The organism is Streptomyces sp. NBC_00620 (assembly GCF_026341825.1).
GTDB lineage: Bacteria > Actinomycetota > Actinomycetes > Streptomycetales > Streptomycetaceae > Streptomyces.
The window spans coordinates 3776953-3799722 of sequence record NZ_JAPENY010000001.1; the positions used below are offsets into that span (position 1 = coordinate 3776953).

Consider the following 22770-nt stretch of genomic DNA (forward strand, 5'->3'; position numbering starts at 1 on the left):
CGTTTCTATAGTGCGTCTAACTAACGACTGTCGCGGCACTCGCCGACGTACGTGACAATGGGGGAATGTCCACGCCCACCCTCGCCCCCGCGTCCCCGCTGTCGATCGGCCCCCACACCGTCCAGCCGCCCGTCGTCCTGGCCCCGATGGCCGGGATCACGAACGCGCCCTTCCGCACGCTGTGCCGGGAGTTCAGCGGCGGCAAGGGACTGTTCGTCAGCGAGATGATCACCACACGGGCGCTGGTCGAGCGCAACGAGAAGACCATGCAGCTGATCCACTTCGACGCGACCGAGAAGCCGCGTTCGATCCAGCTGTACGGGGTGGACCCGGCGACCGTCGGCAAGGCCGTCCGCATGATCGCGGAGGAGGGTCTCGCCGACCACATCGACCTGAACTTCGGCTGCCCGGTCCCGAAGGTGACGCGCAAGGGCGGCGGTTCCGCCCTCCCGTACAAGAGGAACCTGCTGCGGGCGATCCTCCGGGAGGCCGTGAGCGGGGCAGGTGACCTCCCCGTCACGATGAAGATGCGCAAGGGCATCGACGACGACCACATCACGTACCTGGACGCCGGCCGGATCGCGGTCGAGGAGGGCGTCACCGCGATCGCCCTGCACGGCCGGACCGCCGCCCAGCACTACGGCGGCACGGCGGACTGGGACGCCATCGCGCGACTCAAGGAGCACGTGCCGGAGATCCCCGTCCTCGGCAACGGTGACATCTGGTCTGCGGACGACGCGGTGCGGATGGTCCGGGAGACCGGGTGCGACGGGGTGGTCGTCGGGCGCGGGTGCCTGGGGCGGCCGTGGCTGTTCGGGGATCTGGTGGCGGCTTTCGAGGGGCGTGTGGAGTACGCGCGACCGACCCTCCGTGAGGTCTCGGCCGTGATGGTCCGGCACGCGACGCTGCTGGGCGAGTGGATCGGCGACGAGGCGCGCGGTGTCATCGACTTCCGCAAGCACGTCGCCTGGTACCTGAAGGGCTTCGCCGTCGGCTCCGACATGCGCAAGCGCCTCGCCATCACCTCGTCGATCGCCGAACTCTCCGAGGGACTCGCCGAGTTGGACCTCGACCAGCCCTGGCCGCTCGGCGCGGACGGGCCCCGCGGCCGTACGTCCGGCAACAACAGGGTTGTGCTGCCGGAGGGTTGGCTCAAGGACCCGTACGACTGCGCGGGGATCGGCGAGGACGCGGAGCTGGACACGTCCGGGGGGTGACCGGCCTCGACCCGGTCTCGACAGGGGGAAACCGGGGCGCCGACACTGGGCGGTGTGGCGGACAGCGTGGTGTGGGTCGGGGTGTTCACCGGTGCGACCGCGGTGCTCGCCAGCTGGGTGACCACTCTGGGGAACGCCCGGGCGGCGAAGGTCCAGGCGGAGGCGTCGGCGCAGGTCCAGCAGCGCGGTCGGGTCCGGGAGATCCGGCGGGCCGCCTATCTGGACCTTATGGAGCAGGCGCACATCACGGGCCAGTTGTACTGGACGGCCGGTGACGCCTTCTATCAACTCGCCGACCCTGCAGCGCGATTGACACGCATTCAGGAACTCCGCACCGAGCTGCGCAGCGCCTTCGACCCCCTCATGCGCTGCGTCAGGGTCATCGTGCTGGAAGGCCCGGCCCCGGCCGCCGAAGCGGCCGAAGCCCTCATGCAGACGGCGGCGGAGGCCAACAGTGCGCTGCGGCGGGTTTCGCAAGGCGATCCCGGGGCCCGTGAAGAATTTGACGAGACCCACGAGGCGTTCCGCCACAGGCTGGAACAGTTCATCGCGGAGGCCCGCACCGCCATGATCGCCTCGTGAGGCGCGATGGGGAATTGTCGGATCGACACGCCAGTTGACGAGTGATCAGCACTCGCGATCCCCAAGGAGCCGACATGCCCGACGCCGACGAAGTGTCCAACGCCGACGAAGCGTCGAAGCCCAACGATCCCGCCGTCAGTGAACTCCGCCTGGTCGTCACCGCGGCCGACTACGACGCGGCGCTGCACTTCTACCGCGACGTCCTCGGCCTGGCCGAGCGCGGGGCGTTCTCGTCCCCCGGCGGGCGGGTCACCATCCTCGACGCCGGACGGGCCACCCTGGAACTGACCGACCCCAACCACGCCGCCTTCATCGACGACGTCGAGGTCGGGCGGCGGGTGGCCGGCCATATGCGGGTCGCCTTCCAGGTCGACGACTCCGCCGCCACCACGGCGAAGCTCGCCGCGGCCGGGGCCCAGGTGATCGCGGAGCCGACGCGCACCCCCTGGAATTCGCTGAACTCCCGGCTGGAGGCACCGGGAGCCCTTCAGCTGACCCTCTTCACCGAGCTCGGCGAGCCGACCGAGCTCGACGACTAGCTGGTAGCCCGTAGCCCCGCGCGACTACGCGCCCCCCACCGCCGTAAGCAGCGCCAGCGGCGCCGCCGCCGACCTCGACTCCCGTACGCACGCGTGCGGGTAGGGCACCGGCTCCGAGTGGGTGTCGCGGCCGTAGCCCGCGAGGACCTCGGGGAGGCGGTGGCCCGCGGCGGTGGCCGCGTCGACCAGGGCGTGGGCGACGGTGCGGGCCTCGTCGTGCAGGCCGTACCTCGCCAACCCCAGGGTGATCAGGGCGTTGTCGTGGGGCCAGACCGAGCCGCGGTGGTACGAGAGCGGGTGGTACGCCGCCTGGCCGGAGGCGAGCGTGCGGACGCCCCAGCCGGAGAAGAAGTCGGGTTCGAGGAGACGGCGGCCGACCAGCTTGCCGTACTCCTTGTCGAGCAGACCCGACCACAGGAGGTGGCCCGCGTCGGAGGCGAGGGCGTCGACATGCTGGCCGTCGCCGTCCAACGCCAGTGCGGGGAAGGAGTGTTCGGGCATCCAGAAGTCCCGCTGGAAGCGGTCGCGGAGGTCCCCGGCGGCCTGTTCCAGGAGGGCCGCGTAGACCTCGTCGTCCCAGACCGTGCGGGACAGGTGCGCGGTGCGGCGCAGTGCGTCGTACGCGTATCCCTGCGCGCCCGCCGCCATCACCGGTCCTGAGGGGCGGCTGCCGTCGGCCGAGCAGATGGCGCCGGGGGAGTCCTTCCAGTTCTGGTTGGCGAGGCCGCCGCCGTCCGCGCGGTAGACGAGATAGCCGCGCGAGGTCAGCCCGCCGTGGTCCAGCATCCAGCCGATCGCCGCACGGGCGTTGGCCTCCAGGCGCCGGGCCAGCGAGAGGTCACCGGTCTGCTCGGTGTACGCGCCGAGCAGCACCAGGAACAGCGGCGTCGCGTCCACCGAACCGTAGTAACGCCCGTACGGCACCTGCCCGAAGTGCGCCAGCTCGCCGTGCCGCACCTCGTGCACGATCTTGCCGGGCTGGCACACCGCCTCGGCGCCCACCTCGGTCGCCTGCGTCGCGGCGAGCGCGGGCAGCGTGGCGGCGGCGAGCTGGGGGCGGTAGGGGAGCGCGAAGAGGGAGGTCAGGAGTGCGTCACGGCCGAGGAGGGTCAGGAACCAGGGGACTCCGGCCGCTGGGACGCGGAGTTCCTCGCCGTCCGGGCCCAGGGCGCCGACCTGGAGCGCCGCCAGGTCGGACAGGCCCCGCGAGCAGGCGGCGGCCAGCTCGGGCCAGCCGGTCGGGAAGGGCACGCCCTCGGTGAACTCCCCTTCGAGGGCGAGGAGTTGCTCGTTCGCGGCGGCGGGGGAGAGCGGTACGTCCGGCTCGTGCGCGGCGCCGTGCGGACGTGCCGCGACCCGCAGTGACAGCTCCGCGCTGCCGTGCGGTTCGAGATCGAGGGTCCATACGAGGCGACGGGCGCCCGTGCCCGTCTCCTCCACGCCGTCCGGGGCGGGCTCGGAGGTGACCGTCGTACAGGACCGCCATTCACCGCGCTGGTAGCCGAACTCCACACCGTCGTCGAGGACTTGGCGGGAGCGGACCACGCCCGTCTTGGCGTAGGTGCGGTAGTCGGAGCGCAGCTCGAACTGGTCTGTGAAGTCGGCGTCCGCGGTGACCGCGACGCGGACCGTGGTGGGCGCCGGGCGGTTGCTGGTGACGCGCAGCGCCTCCACGAACGCGCCCTCGGCGACGGCCTGTTCACGGAAGACCGTGTATGCGGGCGGTTCGTTGCGGCCGCCGCGCGGGACGAGTACACAGCGTGCCGTGTCGCCGTCCGCGACCGGCGTGAGTGCCTCGGGCACCGCGCCGTCGAGAGTCAGCTGCCAGCGGCTCAAGTGCCGTGCGTCGCGCACGAATAAGCCGTCCGGGGAACTGCCGCCCCGTACGCCGCTGATGTCCCCGCCGTCGCTCACGGCGGCGAACGTCCCACCGTGCACGAGCAGATGATGCCGGTCCGTCATCCCCGGTCCCCTCCCTTGGCGCCCGTCTCGAATGCGTAGGCGAGCGCGTTCTCGAACGTGCTCGCGCGGTGTGCCTTGTCGAACGTGTCGTGGCCCGGGTGGGAAGCGAACTGGTCCTCCCCCGCAGGCGTGTGCAGCAGGTCGAGCGTCAGCGCGGCCGTCCAGCTGAAGCCGAGTGCGCCACAGGCCTCGCCGGTGTACGGATCCACGTACTCCGCGAAGTCGGACTCGCCGGCCGTGTCGAGCAGCGCGGCCCGCAGCCCGTCCGCGCGCACCTGCTCGCCGTGCAGCCGCAGCCCGCGCTCCAGCAGCCAGTTGGTGTTGAACCAGGCAGGGCCGCGCCAGTAGCGGTGCGGATCGAACGCGTCCCCGGTCAGGTCGTAACTCGGCACGAGCCGCGTGGCGTCACCGAGTCCGAAGTGCGAGCCGCTCGCGGTGCGTACGAGGGTGGCTGCGATGTCGCTGGGCAGCGTGGGCAGGAGGAGCGGGATCAGCCCGGCGACACTGCGCTCGGGGATGAGAGCACCGCGCACCTGAGAGCGGCGCTCTGTTCCGAGAGCACTGCTCTGCGAGCGCCGCTCCGATTCGAGAGCACCGCTCTCGCCGCCCCCGTACACGTCCCGGCAGAAGAACATCCCCTCCGCCGGATCCCACAGCCGGTCCACCAGGGCCGCCGTCAGGCGCTCCGCGCGGGCGTGCCGGGCGGTCCCGGCCGCCCCCAGCTCCTGTGCGATGTGGGCGAGGGCGTGCTCGGAGGCGATCAGCAGCGCGTTGAACGCCGGGTCCTCGACCGCGAACTCGCCCGCCCCGTCCGCGTACCCGCCGTCCCGGTAGTCCGTCGCCAGCCGCACGTACCGCCCGTAGTCCAGATCCGTCGGCCGGTCCTCGGCGGCCCCGTGGTCGAGGTCGGCGCGGCGGAAGGAGCGCGCCGGGGCCGGGGTGATCCGGCTCAGCGGGGCGTCCCAGCAGGGGCTGTTGTCCATGCCCTGTTCCCAGGGGTGGACGACGGAGGCGAGGCCGCCGCCGCCCAGGTCCCGGCGGTGCAGGAGATAGCGGTGCCAGGCGGCAAGGCGGGGATAGACGCGGGGGAGGAAGGCGCGGGCCCGTGAGAGGCCCGGGTCGGCCTGGTGCACCAGCCATGCGGCGAGCGCGTGCACCGGTGGCTGGACGATGCCCGACGTCTGTACGTTGCGCGGGGCGCCCGCGGCGTGCCCCGCGGTCGAGGAGCGCCAGAAGTCGGGGCTCGGGAAGTACGCGTCGAGCGGCACGGAGGGGTTGAAGACGATGTGCGGGATACGGCCGTCGCCCCACTGGGCGCCGAGCAGCGTCTCCAGCTCCGTCTGCGCCCGCAGGGGGGACAGGTGGCGCAGCCCGATCGCGATGAACGCGGAGTCCCAGGACCACTGGTGCGGGTACAGGCCGCGCGAGGGCACGGTGGACGTTCCCGTCCAGTTGTCGTTCAGTACCCGGGCGGCCCTGAGGTGCAGCGACCCCGCCGACTGCGCGGGATCGTATACAAGTGGTCCGGTATGGGTGACCTCACCCCGACCCGGTGGCGACGATGGTCCGGAGGCGTGCGCGGGTGTGCCTGAGGTGCGTACGGAGGTGATGATTCCCGTGCGCAAGGCGGTGAGCTGGGTTGTGCGGTCCACTCAGGTCTCCCGGAAGACATCCTGCCGACCAGTTCGGCTGTAGCTACCGTAGGGTTACGTCTATTTAACACGCAAAACTCAATATGTAATGCAGAGTTGAGGAACGCAAGAGGGTGGGCATGACAGGAAGGGCGGACAGGACCGTGCGCGCAGGGAACCAGGCAAGCTCCGGAGAGCTGCTCGAACTGGTGCGCAGCGGCCGGGCCACGACGCGCGGCGCGCTGCAGCAGGCCACCGGTCTGTCCCGGGCCACCGTCGGCCAGCGCCTCGACCGGCTGTTCCGCGTGGGCTGGCTGCGCGAGGGCGCCGGCGGCCCGGTGGACTCCCCGCTGGGCGGGCGCCCCTCCATCACCCTCGAATTCGACGACGCCCACGCCGTCGTCCTCGCCGCCGACCTCGACACCCGGCACGGCCGGGCGGCCGTCCTCACCCTGACCGGCGAGATCCTGGCCGAGAAGTCGGGCCTCCTGGTCGTCGACGAGGGCCCGGACGTGGTCCTCGGCGAACTCGGCCGCTGGTTCGCCGACCTGCTGGTGAAGGCCGCAAAGCCCGCCGACGCCGTGTGCGGCATCGGCCTCGCGGTTCCTGGGCCGGTCGACAGCGACACCGGCCGGGTCGTACAGCCGCCGATCATGCCGGGCTGGGACGGCTATGACATAAGGGGACGCCTGAGCCGCGCGTTCGCTGAGCATGCGGGTGAGGGCACCGTGAGTGCCGCCGGGGCAGGCGTCCCCGTACTCGTCGACAACGACGCCAACCTCATGGCGTACGGCGAGCAGCGCACCGGCTACCCGGACTGTTCGGCGTTCGCCCTGGTCAAGGTCTCCACCGGTATCGGTGCGGGCATGGTCGTCGGCGGCACCATCTACCGGGGGATCGACGGCGGCGCCGGCGACATCGGGCACATCCGGGTGGGCGCCGACGCGCTGTGCCGGTGCGGTTCGTACGGCTGTCTCGCCGCCGTCGCCAGTGGCGGCGCGGTGGCGCGGCGGCTGGCCGAGTCCGGGGTGGCGGCGGCTTCCGGATCGGATGTGCGGGACTTGCTGACGTCCGGGCATCCGGAGGCGATGGCGCTCGCGCGGGAGGCGGGGCGCCAGGTCGGGGACGTACTGGCGACCGTGGTGACGCTGCTCAACCCGGGCGTTCTGATGATCGCCGGGGATTTGGCCGGAACCCCCTTCCTGACCGGCGTACGGGAGCTGCTGTACCAGCGGGCGCTGCCCCGCTCCACCGCTCATCTGGACGTGGTGACCTCGCGGCTCGGCGAGCGGGCCGGGCTGATCGGGGCCGGGGCGCTGGTCGTGGAGTACTTGTACGCGCCGGAGCGGGTCGAGGAGCGGCTGGCGGCGCTGGGGGTGTGACCGGCGGCGGGTGGACCCCTGTGTGACCCGTACCGGCTCGGGGGTTGTGTGACATCCGTGTGACGTGTCCACATCGCGGTCCGGATGGTGAAATCCGGCCCTCCTTCGGGCGTGATTCTCGCCACGCTTGATAAGGGGTAGGCTCAGATGAGCGGATCATGAGCGGCTGCACTTCTCCAAGGGGTGGCACTCAGTGCCACCCCTTGATCGTTCAGCAGCTGAACTCAGGCGAGTCTGGAGCCGCTCAGATGAGTGAATATCCTGGTCTACGGGCGTTGATTCGTTCAAGAAGTGAAAACATCCCCACCTCATCGCTTGCCAAGCCTTGACTTTCGATCTGGTGGCGGACGAGTGGTTACAGGCGCATGACGCGCAAGTGGACGTACCCAGACGCCTTCGATCTGGGTATGTTCCCCGTCGTCAGGGCAGCCACCGCGACGTCGAGGAGTCGAGACTCGTGTCGGAAAACAAAGATCCCCACGTAGCTGAGAGCGCGGTTGAGGGAGTGAAGTTCGTTTATGACTTCACCGAGGGCAACAAAGACCTCAAGGACCTCCTCGGCGGCAAGGGTGCGAACCTCGCCGAGATGACCAACCTGGGTCTTCCCGTCCCTCCGGGCTTCACGATCTCCACCGAGGCGTGCAAGACCTACCTCGACAGCGGCGAGGAGCCGGCGGCACTGCGTGACGAGGTGAGTGCACACCTCGACGCGCTGGAGCTGCGGATGGGCAAGAAGCTCGGGCAGGCCGATAACCCGCTGCTCGTATCCGTCCGTTCCGGGGCGAAGTTCTCCATGCCGGGCATGATGGACACCGTCCTGAACATCGGGCTCTCCGACAAGTCGGTGCAGGGCCTCGCCAAGCAGGCCGGTGACGACCGCTTCGCGTGGGACTCGTACCGCCGTCTCATCCAGATGTTCGGCAAGACGGTCCTCGGCGTCGACGGCGAGCTCTTCGAGGACGCGCTGGAGGCGGCGAAGGAGGCCAAGAAGGTCACCGTCGACACGGACCTCGAAGCGGCCGACCTGAAGAAGCTGGTCACGAAGTTCAAGAAGATCGTCAAGACCGAGGCCGGGCGGGACTTCCCGCAGGAGCCGCGCGAGCAGATGGACCTCGCCATCCACGCGGTCTTCGACTCCTGGAACACCGACCGCGCCAAGCTCTACCGCCGCCAGGAGCGCATCCCGCACGACCTCGGCACGGCGGTCAACGTCTGCTCGATGGTCTTCGGCAACCTCGGCCCCGACTCGGGCACCGGCGTCGCGTTCACCCGCGACCCGGCCTCCGGCCACCAGGGCGTGTACGGCGACTACCTCCAGAACGCGCAGGGCGAGGACGTCGTCGCGGGCATCCGCAACACGGTCCCGCTCGCCGAGCTGGAGCAGATCGACAAGAAGTCGTACGACCAGCTCATGCAGATCATGACGACCCTGGAGAACCACTACAAGGATCTCTGCGACATCGAGTTCACCATCGAGCGCGGACAGCTGTGGATGCTCCAGACGCGTGTCGGCAAGCGCACGGCGGGTGCGGCCTTCCGTATCGCCACTCAGCTCGTCGACCAGGGTCTGATCGACGAGGCCGAGGCGCTGCAGCGGGTGACGGGTGCGCAGTTGGCCCAGCTGATGTTCCCCCGCTTCGACGACGAGGCGAAGGTCGACCAGATCGGCCGGGGCATCGCGGCGTCGCCGGGTGCGGCGGTCGGCAAGGCGGTCTTCGACTCGTACACCGCGATCAAGTGGTCGCGTTCGGGCGAGAAGGTCATCCTGATCCGCCGCGAGACGAACCCGGACGACCTCGACGGCATGATCGCCGCCGAGGGCATCCTGACCAGCCGCGGCGGCAAGACCTCCCACGCGGCCGTCGTCGCGCGAGGCATGGGCAAGACGTGCGTGTGCGGCGCCGAGGAGCTCGAAGTCGACACCAAGCGGCGGCGGTTGACGTCTCCGAGCGGTGTGGTGGTGGAAGAGGGCGACGTCGTCTCGATCGACGGCTCCACGGGCAAGGTGTACTTGGGCGAGGTCCCGGTCGTCCCGTCCCCGGTCGTCGAGTACTTCGAGGGCCGGATGCACGCGGGTGCCGACGACGCCGACGAGCTGGTCGCCGCCGTGCACCGGATCATGGCGTACGCGGACCGCGTCCGTCGGCTCCGCGTCCGCGCCAACGCCGACAACGCCGAGGACGCGTTGCGCGCCCGGCGCTTCGGCGCCCAGGGCATCGGCCTGTGCCGCACGGAGCACATGTTCCTGGGCGACCGCCGCGAGCTCGTGGAACGGCTGATCCTGGCCGACACGGACGCCGAGCGCGAGGAGTCGCTCAAGGAGCTGCTGCCGCTCCAGAAGCAGGACTTCATCGAGCTGTTCGAGGCGATGGACGGGCTGCCGGTGACGATCCGTCTCCTGGACCCGCCGCTGCACGAGTTCCTGCCCGACATCACCGAGCTGTCGGTCCGGGTGGCCCTCGCGGAGTCCCGCAAGGACTCCAACGAGAACGACCTGCGCCTCCTCCAGGCCGTCCACCGCCTGCACGAGCAGAACCCGATGCTGGGCCTGCGCGGCGTGCGTCTCGGCCTGGTCATCCCCGGCCTGTTCACCATGCAGGTACGGGCGATCGCCGAGGCCGCCGCCGAGCGCAAGAACGCCAAGGCCGACCCTCGCGCCGAGATCATGATCCCGCTCGTCGGTACGGTGCAGGAGCTGGAGATCGTCCGCGAGGAGGCCGACGAGGTCATCGCCGAGGTCCAGGCCGCGACGGGCACCGAACTTAAGCTCGCCATCGGCACGATGATCGAACTCCCGCGCGCCGCGCTGACCGCGGGCCAGATCGCCGAGGCCGCCGAGTTCTTCTCCTTCGGCACGAACGACCTCACCCAGACGGTCTGGGGCTTCTCCCGCGACGACGTAGAGGCGTCCTTCTTCACCGCCTACCTCGAGAAGGGCATCTTCGGAGTCTCCCCCTTCGAGACCATCGACCGCGACGGCGTCGGCAAGCTCGTACGCGACGCCGCCATCGCCGGCCGCGAAACCCGCCCCGACCTCAAACTCGGCGTCTGCGGCGAACACGGCGGCGACCCCGAGTCCGTCCACTTCTTCCACGAGGTCGGACTCGACTACGTCTCCTGTTCACCGTTCCGGATCCCGGTGGCCCGCCTGGAGGCGGGGCGCGCGGCGTCGTCGTCTGCGGGAAGCGACCACCGCTGATCCGCTGAATCCTCCGGGACCGCTGCCGGTCACTCTTGACCCTCACTGACATGGCGGCGGTTCCGGTGCACCGAGGAGGGCGGCACCCTGTGCGGGGGTGCCGCCCTTCGTGCATGATCTGCTGCTGCCGGAAGAAGCTGCGCTGACCTGCGAAAGGTGTCAGCGCAGCTCAGCGGCGCTGCGGCTCGGTCGCGACCAGGGCTGCGACGAGTACTTCGAACGCGGCCACGTTCTGTGGCGAACGGATGCCGAGCCGGCGGGCCGCATCCTTGGCCGCCAACGGGCGCTCCGCGGGTGTCTTCGGCGGCTTCCCGTCGAGGACACCGGCGGCCACGAGCATGTCCACGTGGCCCACGTCGAGTGCGACCGCCAGGGCCTTCAGCGAATCGATCTGCGGTATGAGTTGCCCTGTCAGCATTCGGCCGACGTCGGCCTGCGACATCCCGGTGGCCTGCGCGAGCTCCTTCCTCCCCGCGGCCTGCGAGCCGGCGATGTCGTACCTGGCTGTTCGGGCTGCGGCGGCCACGTACTGCCCGAAGGTACGCGCCGTCGGTTTCAGGGTCTTCGCCACGCTTGGGTCCTCTCGTTCGACGAGGTGCCGGCCCGGTGTCAGCCGGGGTGCCACAAGGGTGTGCGTCGCAACTCCCGCCGCAAATCGCCGAGTTGCCCTTGAGTCCGTTCACTCTGCACCCGCCCCGCGATTCGCGACAGCCCGCCCTGCCTCGTAGAAAAGTCTCAGCCGACCTGCAACCTCGGTGCTGTCGGAACGTCTGTCCGGGTGGAGGCGCCTCCGAGCAAGGCCTTCGCCACGGGACGCCACCCGTGGCGGCGGCCCCGACAGACCAGTCACCATCGACGATTCGAGGAATCACATGTCTGCAGGTCAGACTGCCCGACGCAGCCTCCGCGCGGGCCGAGTGCGTATCGCCCTGGGGGCGACCGTTGTCGCCGCCGCGCTCACCCTCGGTGGCACTTTCGCCGCCCATGCCGACAACTCCGAGCCCGTCCCTGAGCGGGCGGTGCAGGCGCCGATTCCCGGTGAGTGCGCGGAGCCGGCCCCGGTCGACGCGGTGCCGAGTGGGAGCGACGACGTTTCGGACCCCGACGCCAAGGACGTCCAGATCGACATGGGCTCCGACGAAGGCCCGGTCGAGGCGGTTCCCGGTGACGTTTGCGCGGAGCCGGCTCCGGATGAGTACGTCGACGCGGTGCTCGATGAGAGCGACGACGTCTCGGACCCTGACGCCAAGGACGCCCAGGTCTACTACGAGTTCGCCCAGGGGTGACGGGCGAGGAACGGGCGGCCGAGTGCCGCTGATCGGCTCCGGGCCATTCGGCGGCCCGGGCTGAGGTGGAGCTGCCGGGCTCTTGCCCGGCGGCTTCGCCATCCGCCTGGTCGTTCCGGGCGGAGCGAGTGAAGACCAGCACGTCCGGGAGATCCATGAAGGCAGCGACGATCCAGGCCGCCCCGGCCCAGGCCCACGGCGTGCCGGCGGGCGGGTACAGACCCGTATGCTCGCCGCCTCGTGGCTGGGCGGATGTGCTGCACCGGGTATGGGGCGGCCTGGTGCGCGGGGTATCGCAAAGGGGCGAGGAGACTTCGGCGAGCGGGCGGCCGCCGTCGGTGCCGATCTCACCGGCTGCGTACGCAGGCATCGACGAGCCCGGCATCGACGAGATCTACTCCCACCGCCGCTTGGACCTGGTCCGTCTGGCCGTGCTCCTGGTGGACGACCTTCCCACCGCGGAGGACGTGGTGCAGGACGTCTTCGCGGCGCTCTACCGCCGCTACGGTCAGCGGCTGGCCGGCCTGGACAACCCCGACGCCTATCTGCGTACGAGTGTGGTCAACACCTCACGCTCGGTCCTGCGCCGCCGCCGCACGGTACGAGCCCACGTCCCCGAACGCGAAGGGCACGCGCCGTCGGCCGAAGAACCCGTGCTGCTGCGCGAGGAGTACGGAGAAGTGATCGCCGCCCTTCACCGGCTGACCCGGCGGCAGCGTGAGGTGCTGGTCCTGCGGTACTGGTCCCACCTCAGCGAGGCCCAGATCGCCGACACCCTGGGCCTGTCCCGCGGGGCGGTCAAGTCCACCGCGAGCCGGGCACTGGCTGCTCTGCGCCGCCAATTGGATGCCCCAGTCGAAGAAGCCACGCGTGATCCCGGAGGCACCCGATGATCGAACAGGACCCCGGCTCCGGCCTCCACCCGGATCCCCTCGAACAACGGCTGCGTGACGCCCTGCGAGCCCGGACCGACTCCGTCGGCCTGTCCGATCTGCGGCCCGCCGCCCCGCCCTCCGGGCACGCTCGGTTCCGGCTCCCTGCCACCCGTCCCGTCCGCCGCACGGTCCTGGCGTTGCTCGTCGTGGCCGCCGCGGTGGTCGGCGTCCTGTTGGTGGCGGCGCACCGGGAACGGGAGACACCGGTCAGGCCCGCGAACGTCCCGTCGGTGTCACCCACTCCTGAGGTCGCCACGGCAGTGCCCGAGAACGACGCGGTTGACGCGGTGCCTGGTCCTTGACCGAGGAAGCGGACCGCACCCGCACCGCACCGCACCCTCACCGCACCGCGCACGCCAGTACTCCCCGTGCAGCCGTTCCGTTCGGCCAGGTCCACCCGGCGACGATGTGTCGGGACGACCTCTGCGGGGCCTCCGCCTGCCCCAGGACGCGGTTCACCTGGACGTCGAGCCCGTCGGCAGGGCCGGTTCCGTGGACGGTGACCGTCGGGTCAGGGGTGTCGCTCGCGCTCTGTTGCTGCGGAATCGCCTCACCGCGCAGAAGGGCGCCCAACTGGGCCATCAGCACCGGGTCGTGGACGCCGTCGTAGATCCACCGGGTGCCGAGCACACCGTGTTCGGACGTGCCGATCAACGCCTCGCCGGGGGCGCCGTCGAGAGCCGCGTCGCGGTAACTCATCGGTACCAGATAGGCCACCGGCTCCTGCGCGGTGGCGTCCACCACGACCATGAACTCGATCCCGACCGCACCCGCCGGATCGTCCAGACGGAACCCGCCAGCCTTGACCAGTTCCGGCGTCGCCGCGTCGCCCGCGTACCAACTCTGCTTCGGCAGCCAGCCGGTGAGCAGTTCCAGCTTGGTGGGCGTCATGGTGGTGCGGTGGATCGAGGCCATGCGGGCTTCCTCACGCGTAGGTTCTGGTCCCGTCCTTCGACGGTGTGATCGAACCTAACCGACAGTTCGGGTCCGAGTGAGGCGGAGGCCCACCGCTCCCAGGGCGAGAAGGAAGAGGCCGAGTGAAGCGGTAAGGAGAAGGAGGAGGGCGGGTGCTCCGGTGCTGGGCAGTTCGTCGCCCGGTTCGGAGGGGTGCGGGCTGGACGGGGTGAAGGTGCCATTCGGCTGGCCGACCGGCTCGCTGGTCGGTACGTCGGTCGGGTCTGCCGAGGTGGTCCCCCCAGTGGAGCCGGCGCCGCCCGGCCCACCTCCGCCGACGGTCCCTGTGTCGCTTCCCGTGGTGTGCGTCGTAACCACGATCGGCCCGCCGCCGATGTCGCGGTCGGAACCCGCCTGGAACGCCGCGAACGTGGAACCGCCCAGGACAACGGCCGCCGCCACCGCCGCCAGGGCCAGAGTGAGCGGCATCCGCCGCGTGGCGCTACGGGCCCTCGGGCGGGGCGCCGCGCGCGGCGCGCGGGGTACGCCGAGCAGGGAGACGAGATAGCGGCGCCAGAGCGGGGAGTTCTCGGTCGGCCGGTACCGCGCGTACGGCCGGTCCGCGCGTCCCCGCCCTACCAGGGACTCCAAGTACCGGCGCCGGAACGGGGTCCGGCTCACTCCGCGGGTACCTCGCCGGGTGCCGGCGCGACCCCCAGTACGAGACCGTCAGCGATCGGCTGCGGCCGCTGCGGGGCGGACTCGGCCGCCCCCGGTTCCTGGAGCGCTTCCTGCACCTGCCGGGTAGCGCCCAGTTGTTGCAGCAGCGCGGGCGCCGACGCACCGACCGCGACGGCGGCCATCATGCCGATGACCTGGGAGTGGAACAGCCCGCCCGCGATTCCGCCGAGGGCCAGCCGGGTCAGGGCGACCAGCGAGTCGGCGGGCAGGTCGACATGCTCGCGCAGTGATGGCAGGCGTTTCCTGCGCTTTGCCCTCGCCCTGGCCTCGTGTCGTGCCGTCCGCCACTCCGAGACCCGCCCGTAGAAGACGATCGCCTCGATGAGGCAACCTCCGATAGCCCCGCACACCATCGCTGTCGGCCAGTCCACGATTCCCCCGTCGGCCCGAACCCGGCCCGAAATCCCGAGGAATCAGCGTCCCAGAAGAGGCGCAGGCGCGAGAAGGTACGGGACCTGTGAGGGCGCACATCAGACCCGTCTCCTCCTCGCTCCGTACGCCCGCGTACAGCAACTTGCCGAGGGCGCCCCCTACTTGTGTCAGAGCGCCACGGCGACCGAGTTGAACGGTGTGTCCGGGGTCGTGGGGAGGCCCAGTTGGGCGTTGGCGACGTAGAGGAGGTTGCCGAAGTGGGCGGCGGTGGTGGGGATGTTGAAGCGGGGGTCGGTGATCGTGCGGGTCAGGGTGGCGGTGGTGGCCCCCGGGTCGAGGTCGAGGACGCCGATCTGGTTGAGGCGGTTCTGGACGACGTACAGCGTGTGGCCGATCCGTACGAGGCCGTCGCCGTTGGTGAGGGCGGTCGTACCGCTCAGCGTGATCTCGACGGCTTCACCGGTCTCGAGCGGTACGCGGTAGAGCTTGCCGCCGTTGACGACGATCAGGGCCTTGCCGTCCGGGGTGCCGACGAGGCCGTTGGCGCTGATTCCTGTGGCCGACTGCACCCAGTCGCCGCTGATCGGCAGTTCGCGGACGTCTCCCGTTCCGCCGCGCGGCACGCCGTAGAGGACGGCGCCGTAGGAGTCGGTGAACCAGGCGCGGTCGCCGAGCAGGGCGACGTCGTTGATGAAGTGGCCTGTCGGGTCGGTGAGTTGGTAGGTGGCCACGAGGTTGCCGGTTCGGGAGTCGACGATGCGCGCGGCGCCGCCGGTGGATCCGGAGGAGAGGTACAGCAGGCCGTCGTGGTCGTCGACCTTCAGCCCGTTGGTGATCGTGCCGGTCGCGCCCGCGTAGAGGATGGTGCCCTCGCCGGTGCGCAGGTCGGCGCGGTAGACGGCGCCGTTGGCGCGGGAGCCGAAGTAGGCGTACGGCTTGGCGCCGATGGCGATTCCCTCGGGGAGGAAGCCGTTCGGGAGCGGGATCTCGGTCGGCCAGGAGGACGTGGCGGACGTGGCGGACGTGGCGGACGCGGCATTCGCCGTTCCGGCACCGGCCGCGAGCGCCAGCGTGGCGAGGGCGGCACCGCCGAGGACGGCGCGGCGCGTGGGGGAGGGGTGGTTGCGGGGCATGGCTCAAGGCCTCCGGGGAGAACGGGGGGCGGGACCTGGCGAGCACAGGGAATCAGCCGACTCTGAGAGCCGTATGAATCCCGGCTGAGTTCGCCAGGTGTCCCACCCCCTTCCCCCACAGCGGTTACGACCGGAACGGCCCCGTCACCTCGTACGTGATCCCGCCCGACGAACTCCCGCTGGTACCGCGCTGGCTGGAGAAGTACAGCCGCCTGCCGTCGGGTGAGAACGCCGGTCCCGTGATCTCCGAGGCCGACTGGCCGGTGATGCGGAGGAATGGCGCGATCACGTCGGCAGGAGTGATCACGCAGATCTCCATGTTGCCGCCGTCCTCGGCGACGAAGAGGTCGCCGGAGGAGGTGCCGGTGATGTTGTCGACGCCGGTCAGCGGGGCCGTGCCGCTGGTGACCAGGGAGTCGTCGTACGCCAACTCGTAGGTGTTGCTCGCCAGGTTGAGCTGCCAGACGCGGTTGTCGCCCTTGGTGGTGAACCAGACCGTGTTGTCGGCGTAGTGGCAGCCCTCGCCGCCGTTGAAGGACTTCGAACCGGAGACCTGGGTACGGGTGGTCGTCGGCGAGCCGTCCGGGTCGGGGATGGTGGTCCAGGTGAACGAGCCGGAGGTGGCCGTGCCCGCGACCAGGACCTGGAGCGTGCCCGAGGACAGGTTGCCCCAGGTGGTCGGGACGAAGCGGTAGAAGCGGCCGTTGGTCTCGTCCTCGGTCAGGTAGATCACCTGGCGCACCGGGTCGGCGGCGGCCGCCTCGTGCTTGAAGCGGCCGAGCGCGGGCCGCTGCACCGCCGCGTTCACGCCCCACGGGTCGGTCTCGTAGACGTAGCCGAGGGACACCTCCTCGCAGGACAGCCAGGTGTTCCACGGGGTCTTGCCGCCCGCGCAGTTCTGCCGGGTGTTGGAGAGGACGCGGTACGCGGCGGTGACCGTGCCGGTCGAGGAGAACTTCACCGCGCTCGCCCCGCCGGAGGGGTTGATCTCCGAGTTGGAGACGTAGATCCAGCCCGTGCCGTCGGCGTAGCAGGCGCCGCCGTCGGGGGCGCTGTGCCAGGTGTACGAGGTGCCGGTGACCGTCTGCCCGGAACGGGCGATCACCCGGCTGGTGAACCCGCTCGGCAGCTGGATGCCGTTGGCGTCGGCGGTGCCGAGTGCCCCGTAGGGGCCGGTGCCGGGCTGGGCGGGTGCGGCATAGGCGGCGCCGCGCCACAGGGTTCCGCCCAGGACGGCGGACGAACCACCGAGGACGGCTGCACGCAGAAGGGTACGACGTTCCACTCTCGCTCCAGAGGGCCGTGACCGCCCCGCCGCCGGGGTCGACGGCGGGGTCGCGCGCTGACGGATCCTAGACGCGCAGAGTTGACGGGTCATGGACAAATTGCGTCGGGTGGGCGGACGGCTGGGTGGGAGGCCGGCCGGGCCGCGGGGAACGCCTCGCGGCATACGCTGGTGTTCCCGGAACCCCGGGCGCACCCGGAGGGAGCTCAGTCATGACGGGCTGGAACGCGAGCGACATCCCCGACCAGAGCGGCCGTACCGCCGTCGTCACCGGCGCCAACAGCGGCATCGGCTACGTCACCGCACGTGAACTGGCCCGCAAGGGCGCCCAGGTGATCCTGGCCTGCCGCAGCGAGGCCCGCGGCAACGAGGCCGGGGACCGGCTCGTGTCCGAAGTGCCGGGCGCGCACGTCGAGTTCGTACGGCTGGATCTCGGGGACCTGGAATCCGTACGGGAGTTCGCGGCGGCGTACGAGCACGCGTACGACCGGCTCGACCTGCTCATCAACAACGCCGGTGTGATGGCGCTGCCGCTCGGCCGTACGGCGGACGGGTTCGAGACGCAGTTCGGCGTCAACCACCTCGGGCACTTCGCGCTCACCGGGCTGCTCCTGCCCGCCTTGCTCGGCACGCCAGGGGCCCGCGTCGTGACGCTCTCCAGCGGGGTCCACGCGCTCTCGAACATCGACATCACGGACCTCAACAGCGAGCGCCAGTACCGGCGTTGGATCGCCTACGGCCGTTCCAAGACCGCCAACCTGCTCTTCACGCACGAACTCGCCCGCCGCCTCGCCACCATCGGCTCCGAGGTCGTCGCGGCCGCCGCCCACCCCGGGTACGCCACCACCAACCTCCAGACCGCCGGGGCCAGGATGGAGGGCCGCAAGGGCACCGAGCGGCTCATCGAGATCGGCAACCGGGTCTTCGGGCAGAGCGCCGATGCCGGAGCGCTGCCCACCCTGTACGCCGCCACCGCGCCCGGCGTACAGCCCGACTCCTTCACCGGGCCGTCCTTCGCGATGTGGCGTGGCTCGCCCGCGAAGTCCTGGCGGGCCGGGTGGACCCTCAACGACCTTGCGGGGGAGCGGCTTTGGGAGGCCTCGGAGGAGCTGACGGGAGTGACGTACGACGCGCTGAAAGTGTGACAGCGCCAGGTGCGCACGCTCAGGCCGCGCGCACCTCGTACACCGCCACCGAGACCTCCGGATCGTCCAGGCACCGACCCGACTCCAGGTCGAACCGCTGCTTCAGGAGGGGCGAGGCCACGAAGGCGTGGCCCTGGTGGGTGCCGAGGAGACCGCGGGAGAGGACGGCCGCGCCGGTGAACGGGTCGCGGTTGTCGACGGCGTACGTGCGGCCCGCACGGTCGCGGAACAGCGCCACCTGGCGGCCGTCGGGGAGGAGTGCGGCGACTCCGCGTCCGGGCAACAGCAGGGTCAGGTCGCAGACCGTGAACCAGCTGGCGTCCAGGAGGAGTTGGACCTTGAGAGTGGTCGTCTCGGGCGCGAGGGTCATCGCTGGGCGCTTCCTTCCAGGGGGCGGGTGCCGATGGTCAGCAGCGGCAGGTCGGGCTTGATCTGGTCGCGCTCGGGGACGAAGCCGACGACCGGGTCGGGGGTGTCCGGGGCGTTCACGAAGGACACGAACCGGGCCAGCTTCTCGGGGTCGTTGATGGTCTCGGCCCACTCGTCGCGGTAGCCCGCCACATGCGCGGTCATCAGTGACTCCAGCTCCTCGCAGATGCCGAGCGAGTCCTCCACCACCACGTCGCGTACGTGGTCCAGGCCGCCCGGGATCCGCTCCAGCCAGGTGGAGGTGCGCTCCAGCCGGTCCGCCGTACGGATGTAGAACATCAGGAACCGGTCGATGAGGCGGATGAGTTCGGCGTCGGAGAGGTCCTGCGCGAGGAGGTCGGCGTGGCGCGGGGTCGCGCCGCCGTTGCCGCCGACGTACAGGTTCCAGCCGCCGGCGGTGGCGATGATGCCGAAGTCCTTGGACTGGGCCTCGGCGCACTCGCGGGCGCACCCGGAGACGGCCGACTTGAGCTTGTGCGGGGACCGGAGCCCCCGGTAGCGCAGCTCCAGGTCGATGGCCATGCGGACCGAGTCCTGGACGCCGTAGCGGCACCAGGTCTGGCCCACGCAGGACTTCACCGTGCGCAGCGACTTGCCGTACGCGTGCCCGGACTCGAAGCCCGCGTCCACCAACCTGGACCAGATCAGCGGGAGTTGCTCCACCCGCGCGCCGAACATGTCGATCCGCTGACCGCCGGTGATCTTGGTGTAGAGCCCGAAGTCCCGTGCCACCTCCCCGATCACGATCAGCTTCTCCGGGGTGATCTCGCCGCCGGGGATGCGCGGCACGATCGAATAGGAGCCGTTCTTCTGGAGGTTGGCGAGGAAGTGGTCGTTGGTGTCCTGGAGTGCGGCCTGCTCCCCTTCCAGGACATAGCCGTCGGCGCCGATCGTCGGGGCGAGGGAGGCGATGATGGAGCCGACGGCGGGCTTGCAGATCTCGCAGCCGTCGCCGCCCCGGGCGCCCTCACGGCCGTAACGGTCGAGGAGGACCTGGTGCGAGGTGATGCGGAGCGAGAGGACGATCTCGTACAGCTGCTCGCGAGTCTGCCCGAAGCAGCCGCACAAGCCGTGGTCGACCTCGACGCCGCTCGCTTCGAGTTCGTCGTTGACGAGCTGCCCGAGCACCTTCACACAACTGCCGCAGCCCGTACCGGCCTTGGTGCACTTCTTGACCTCGGGCACGGTGGTGCAGGAGTGCTCGGTGACCGCGCCGCGGATGGTGCCCTTGGTGACGTTGTGGCAGGAGCAGATGACGGCGGAGTCGGGGAGCGCGGAAGGGCCGAGTGCGACCGGGGCGCCCGCGCCCGCCGGGAGGACCAGCTGCTCGGGGGCGATCGGCGGGACCGATCCCGTGAAGGCGCGCAGGGTGCCGTACGCGTCGGCGTCGCCGACCAGGATCCCGCCGAGCAGTTCGCCGCCGCGGCCGATGACCAGCTTCTTGTACGTGCCGGAGCGTGAGTCGGAGTAGACGACGTCGAGGCAGTCCGCGGTGGCGCCGTGCGCGTCGCCGAAGGACGCGACGTCGACGCCGAGGAGCTTGAGCTTGGTGGAGAGGTCGGCGCCGGTGAAGCTCGCCTCGTCCGCGGCGATCGTGGCGGCGGCCGTCTCGGCCATCTCGTAGCCCGGTGCGACCAGCCCGTACACCCGGCCGTCCGACGCCAGCGCGCACTCGCCGATCGCGAACACCCGCGGGTCCGCGGTGCGGCACTGCTCGTCGACCTTGATGCCGCCGCGCTCGCCGACCGTGAGTCCGGTGTCGCGGGCCAGTTGGTCGCGAGGGCGCACACCGGCCGAGAACACCACCAGATCCGTGGCGAGTTGGGACCCGTCGGACAGCTTCATGCCGGACACGGCGCCGTCTTCGCCGACGACGATCTCCTGCGTACCCGTGCCCGTGTGCACGGACAGGCCCATGTCCTCGATGGTGCGCAGCAGCGCAGCGCCGCCGCCGTCGTCGACCTGTACCGGCATCAGACGCGGCGCGAACTCCACGATGTGCGTGGTCAGTCCGAGCCCCTTCAGCGCACCGGCCGCCTCGAGTCCGAGCAGCCCGCCGCCCACGACGGCACCCGTGGTGGCGCGCGCCTTCGCGTACTCCTCGATGGCAAGGAGGTCCTCGATCGTGCGGTAGACGAAGCAGCCCTCGGCGTCCTTGCCCGGGACGGGCGGGACGAAGGGGTAGGAGCCGGTGGCCAGGACGAGCGTGTCGTACGCGACCACCAGGCCGGAGCGGGCCGTTACCGTCCGCGCCTGACGGTCGATCGTCTCGGCCGGGTCGCCGAGGTGCAGCTCGATGCCGTGCTCCGCGATGAACTCCGCGTCTGTGAGGGAGAGTTCGTCCGGGGTGCGGCCCGAGAAGTACGAGGTGAGCTGGACCCGGTCATAGGCCGGACGGGGCTCCTCGCACAGCACGACCACGCGGTGTGTGGCGGTCAGGCCGCGCTCGGCGAGCGCCTCCAGGAAGCGCTGGCCGACCATGCCGTGACCCACGAGCACGATCGTGTGCGCGGACCCGTTCCCGTCGGTGGCGATCGCCGCCTTCGTCGTGTCCGTGTGCATCAGGAGCCTCCGTCGTTGGTGAGCAGGTGGAGCAGCGGTGCGCCGTCCGCGGGCAGTGGTTCGGCGCCCTCCCAGGCACGGGCGAGCGCGCCGACGGTGCCGAGTTCGCCGACGAGTACGCCGCCGACGACACGGTCGTCACGGACGACGACCTTGCGGTAGGTGCCGCGGGTGGCATCGGCGAGCTGGACGACGTCGTCGCCCGGGCGGGGGTCTGGCTCGCCGAACGCGGCGAGGTCGAGGAATTCGGGTCCGGCCAGCGTGAGCCGGGTGACCGCGCGCGTTCCCGTGTAGCGGACGCCCGCGTCACCGGCGATCAACTCCGCCAGTGCGTCGGCCTGTTCGAGCGCGGGTGTCGCAAGGCCGTACACCGTGCCCGAGTGCTGCGCGCAGTCCCCGATGGCCCGGATGTGCGGGTCGGACGTACGCAGCTCGTCGTCGACGAGGACACCCTTGTGCACGGCGAGCCCCGCATCCTGGGCGAGGCCCACGCGGGGGTGGACCCCGCAGGCGAGGACGACGAGGTCGGCGTCGAGGGCGTATCCGTCGGCCATCTCGACCGAGCGGACCGCACCGCCGACGCAGCGCACATCGCGTACCCGGCACTCGGTGTGCACCTCGACGCCGAGGTCCGTGAGGTGCCGGCGGACCAGCCGGGACGCGGACGGGTCGAGCTGGCGCTCCATGAGCCGCTCACCCTGCTGGGCCAGCACCACCTGGGCGCCGCGCACCGCCAGCGCGCGGGCGGCCGAGACACCGAGGAGACCGCCGCCGATCACTACCGCGCGAGCCCCCCGCCGTACGGCCTTCGACAGGCTCAGGCAGTCGTCCATGGTGCGGAACGCGTGCACGCCCTCAGGGAGTTCGCGCCGGCCGGTCACGGCATCGGTCGCGAACAGGCCGCGCAGGGGCGGGAGTACGGGGTTCGAGCCGGTCGCGAGGACCAGCGTGTCGTATGCGATCGCCGAGCCGTCGGCGCACTCGAGGGTGCGCGCGGCCCGGTCGATGCCGGTGACCCGGGCGCGGGTCAGCCCGGCCGGCGCGGGGAGGGCGATCACCTCGGGGGCGTACCGCCCGGCGAGTACCTCGGCGAGCAGGACGCGGTTGTACGGGCGGTGCTCCTCCTCGCCGACGAGCGTGACGGAGACGGCGGGCGCGCCGGGAGTGCCCAGCTCACCCAGCCGCCGGGCGAGCCGTACGCCCGCCAGCCCGGCGCCGATCACCACCACACGCGTATTCGAGGTCATGACCGCAGCGTGCGGTGCCGGTGTTACCCGGCCGCATCACCGTTGTTTCCCGGGAGGAACGCTGCCCTCAGCGGGGGCGCGGTCCGGATGTGAGGATTCGGCGGACCCTCGGTCCTGACCTCGGATGACCAGGCCGTACGGGCGGCTCCCACCTGCCGAACCTCAGAAGACCCTCAAGGTTCACGAGATTCATGGACTGCGCATCTATCTCGTCCATAAGGTCGCGATC

20 protein-coding genes are annotated in these 22770 nt (G+C 70.8%); 9 read left to right on the forward strand and 11 right to left on the reverse strand.

Annotated features, from left to right (window positions below; genetic code table 11):
• Positions 1 to 65 precede the first annotated feature (65 nt).
• The 3 genes from dusB to OG246_RS17415 all read left to right on the forward strand — a co-directional run bounded on the left by dusB (position 66) and on the right by OG246_RS17415 (position 2338).
• Entirely contained in the window at positions 66 to 1217 is a 1152-nt protein-coding gene (gene dusB, locus OG246_RS17405) for a tRNA dihydrouridine synthase DusB (protein WP_266462746.1), read from the forward strand.
• A gap of 54 nt (positions 1218 to 1271) precedes the next feature.
• Complete coding sequence (locus OG246_RS17410) at positions 1272 to 1799, forward strand: hypothetical protein (protein WP_266462749.1); 528 nt, start codon at positions 1272 to 1274, stop codon at positions 1797 to 1799.
• A gap of 74 nt (positions 1800 to 1873) precedes the next feature.
• Positions 1874 to 2338 carry a VOC family protein gene (locus OG246_RS17415; protein WP_266462754.1) on the forward strand — a complete coding sequence of 155 codons (465 nt, stop codon included), beginning with the start codon at positions 1874 to 1876 and terminating at the stop codon, positions 2336 to 2338.
• Between the two features lie 24 nt (positions 2339 to 2362).
• Here the strand turns inward: OG246_RS17415 and OG246_RS17420 are convergent, their stop codons facing one another.
• Positions 2363 to 4300, reverse strand: a complete 1938-nt coding sequence (locus OG246_RS17420; RefSeq protein ID WP_266462757.1) for a glycogen debranching N-terminal domain-containing protein — start codon at positions 4298 to 4300, stop codon at positions 2363 to 2365.
• Positions 4297 to 5787: a hypothetical protein gene (locus OG246_RS17425; RefSeq protein WP_266464309.1), complete on the reverse strand. Its 1491-nt coding sequence runs from the start codon at positions 5785 to 5787 to the stop codon at positions 4297 to 4299. Before OG246_RS17425 ends, OG246_RS17420 begins: the two co-directional genes overlap by 4 nt.
• A 284-nt stretch (positions 5788 to 6071) precedes the next feature.
• Here OG246_RS17425 and OG246_RS17430 point away from each other — a divergent pair, with 284 nt between their 5' ends.
• Both OG246_RS17430 and ppdK read left to right on the forward strand, forming a co-directional pair.
• Complete coding sequence (locus OG246_RS17430) at positions 6072 to 7313, forward strand: ROK family protein (RefSeq protein ID WP_266462760.1); 1242 nt, start codon at positions 6072 to 6074, stop codon at positions 7311 to 7313.
• A gap of 457 nt (positions 7314 to 7770) precedes the next feature.
• Entirely contained in the window at positions 7771 to 10512 is a 2742-nt protein-coding gene (gene ppdK / locus OG246_RS17435) for a pyruvate, phosphate dikinase (RefSeq protein WP_266462761.1), read from the forward strand.
• 169 nt (positions 10513 to 10681) lie between these two features.
• Here the strand turns inward: ppdK and OG246_RS17440 are convergent, their stop codons facing one another.
• The gene (locus tag OG246_RS17440) at positions 10682 to 11083 is read right to left on the reverse strand and encodes a helix-turn-helix transcriptional regulator (RefSeq protein ID WP_266462763.1); all 402 of its coding nucleotides are present in this window, start codon (positions 11081 to 11083) and stop codon (positions 10682 to 10684) included.
• Between the two features lie 301 nt (positions 11084 to 11384).
• On the opposite strand from OG246_RS17440, the gene OG246_RS17445 reads away from it, so the two are divergent.
• From OG246_RS17445 to OG246_RS17455, 3 genes are all read left to right on the forward strand, one after another.
• Complete coding sequence (locus OG246_RS17445; protein WP_266462765.1) at positions 11385 to 11798, forward strand: hypothetical protein; 414 nt, start codon at positions 11385 to 11387, stop codon at positions 11796 to 11798.
• A gap of 155 nt (positions 11799 to 11953) precedes the next feature.
• Positions 11954 to 12691: a SigE family RNA polymerase sigma factor gene (locus tag OG246_RS17450; RefSeq protein WP_266462768.1), complete on the forward strand. Its 738-nt coding sequence runs from the start codon at positions 11954 to 11956 to the stop codon at positions 12689 to 12691.
• A complete protein-coding gene (locus OG246_RS17455; RefSeq protein ID WP_266462770.1) occupies positions 12688 to 13035 on the forward strand; it encodes a hypothetical protein in 348 nt (115 codons plus the stop codon). The genes OG246_RS17450 and OG246_RS17455 overlap by 4 nt, the downstream gene beginning before the upstream one ends.
• Positions 13036 to 13072: 37 nt before the next feature.
• Here the strand turns inward: OG246_RS17455 and OG246_RS17460 are convergent, their stop codons facing one another.
• The 5 genes from OG246_RS17460 to OG246_RS17480 all read right to left on the reverse strand — a co-directional run bounded on the left by OG246_RS17460 (position 13073) and on the right by OG246_RS17480 (position 17158).
• Positions 13073 to 13648, reverse strand: a complete 576-nt coding sequence (locus OG246_RS17460) for a 1,4-alpha-glucan branching protein (protein ID WP_266462772.1) — start codon at positions 13646 to 13648, stop codon at positions 13073 to 13075.
• 54 nt (positions 13649 to 13702) lie between these two features.
• On the reverse strand, positions 13703 to 14308 hold the full coding sequence (locus OG246_RS17465; RefSeq protein WP_266462775.1) for a hypothetical protein: 606 nt from the start codon (positions 14306 to 14308) through the stop codon (positions 13703 to 13705).
• Positions 14305 to 14739 carry a hypothetical protein gene (locus OG246_RS17470; RefSeq protein WP_266462778.1) on the reverse strand — a complete coding sequence of 145 codons (435 nt, stop codon included), beginning with the start codon at positions 14737 to 14739 and terminating at the stop codon, positions 14305 to 14307. Before OG246_RS17470 ends, OG246_RS17465 begins: the two co-directional genes overlap by 4 nt.
• Positions 14740 to 14907: 168 nt before the next feature.
• Entirely contained in the window at positions 14908 to 15873 is a 966-nt protein-coding gene (locus tag OG246_RS17475; RefSeq protein ID WP_266462781.1) for an SMP-30/gluconolactonase/LRE family protein, read from the reverse strand.
• A gap of 124 nt (positions 15874 to 15997) precedes the next feature.
• A complete protein-coding gene (locus tag OG246_RS17480) occupies positions 15998 to 17158 on the reverse strand; it encodes an alkaline phosphatase PhoX (protein ID WP_266462784.1) in 1161 nt (386 codons plus the stop codon).
• A gap of 212 nt (positions 17159 to 17370) precedes the next feature.
• Between OG246_RS17480 and OG246_RS17485 the strand changes: the two genes are divergently transcribed.
• Complete coding sequence (locus OG246_RS17485) at positions 17371 to 18303, forward strand: oxidoreductase (protein ID WP_266462785.1); 933 nt, start codon at positions 17371 to 17373, stop codon at positions 18301 to 18303.
• A gap of 19 nt (positions 18304 to 18322) precedes the next feature.
• On the opposite strand, the gene nirD is transcribed toward OG246_RS17485, so the two are convergent.
• The 3 genes from nirD to OG246_RS17500 are packed head-to-tail and all read right to left on the reverse strand — an operon-like array spanning position 18323 to position 22541.
• Positions 18323 to 18673, reverse strand: a complete 351-nt coding sequence (gene nirD, locus OG246_RS17490; RefSeq protein WP_266462787.1) for a nitrite reductase small subunit NirD — start codon at positions 18671 to 18673, stop codon at positions 18323 to 18325.
• Positions 18670 to 21294: a nitrite reductase large subunit NirB gene (nirB, locus tag OG246_RS17495; RefSeq protein ID WP_266462791.1), complete on the reverse strand. Its 2625-nt coding sequence runs from the start codon at positions 21292 to 21294 to the stop codon at positions 18670 to 18672. The genes nirD and nirB overlap by 4 nt, the downstream gene beginning before the upstream one ends.
• Complete coding sequence (locus tag OG246_RS17500) at positions 21294 to 22541, reverse strand: NAD(P)/FAD-dependent oxidoreductase (RefSeq protein WP_266462795.1); 1248 nt, start codon at positions 22539 to 22541, stop codon at positions 21294 to 21296. Before OG246_RS17500 ends, nirB begins: the two co-directional genes overlap by 1 nt.
• Positions 22542 to 22770 lie beyond the last annotated feature (229 nt).

Bases quoted from the DNA above. Each gene is read 5' to 3' on its own strand.
- OG246_RS17430 (WP_266462760.1), top strand. From the start codon at position 6,072: ATGACAGGAAGGGCGGACAGGACCGTGCGCGCAGGGAACCAGGCAAGC.
- OG246_RS17455 (WP_266462770.1), top strand. From the start codon at position 12,688: ATGATCGAACAGGACCCCGGCTCCGGCCTCCACCCGGATCCCCTCGAA.
- OG246_RS17450 (WP_266462768.1), top strand. From the start codon at position 11,954: ATGAAGGCAGCGACGATCCAGGCCGCCCCGGCCCAGGCCCACGGCGTG.
- nirB (WP_266462791.1), bottom strand. From the start codon at position 21,294: ATGCACACGGACACGACGAAGGCGGCGATCGCCACCGACGGGAACGGG.
- OG246_RS17485 (WP_266462785.1), top strand. From the start codon at position 17,371: ATGACGGGCTGGAACGCGAGCGACATCCCCGACCAGAGCGGCCGTACC.
- OG246_RS17460 (WP_266462772.1), bottom strand. From the start codon at position 13,648: ATGGCCTCGATCCACCGCACCACCATGACGCCCACCAAGCTGGAACTG.
- OG246_RS17415 (WP_266462754.1), top strand. From the start codon at position 1,874: ATGCCCGACGCCGACGAAGTGTCCAACGCCGACGAAGCGTCGAAGCCC.
- OG246_RS17420 (WP_266462757.1), bottom strand. From the start codon at position 4,300: ATGACGGACCGGCATCATCTGCTCGTGCACGGTGGGACGTTCGCCGCC.
- nirD (WP_266462787.1), bottom strand. From the start codon at position 18,673: ATGACCCTCGCGCCCGAGACGACCACTCTCAAGGTCCAACTCCTCCTG.
- dusB (WP_266462746.1), top strand. From the start codon at position 66: ATGTCCACGCCCACCCTCGCCCCCGCGTCCCCGCTGTCGATCGGCCCC.
- OG246_RS17475 (WP_266462781.1), bottom strand. From the start codon at position 15,873: ATGCCCCGCAACCACCCCTCCCCCACGCGCCGCGCCGTCCTCGGCGGT.
- OG246_RS17445 (WP_266462765.1), top strand. From the start codon at position 11,385: ATGTCTGCAGGTCAGACTGCCCGACGCAGCCTCCGCGCGGGCCGAGTG.
- OG246_RS17500 (WP_266462795.1), bottom strand. From the start codon at position 22,541: ATGACCTCGAATACGCGTGTGGTGGTGATCGGCGCCGGGCTGGCGGGC.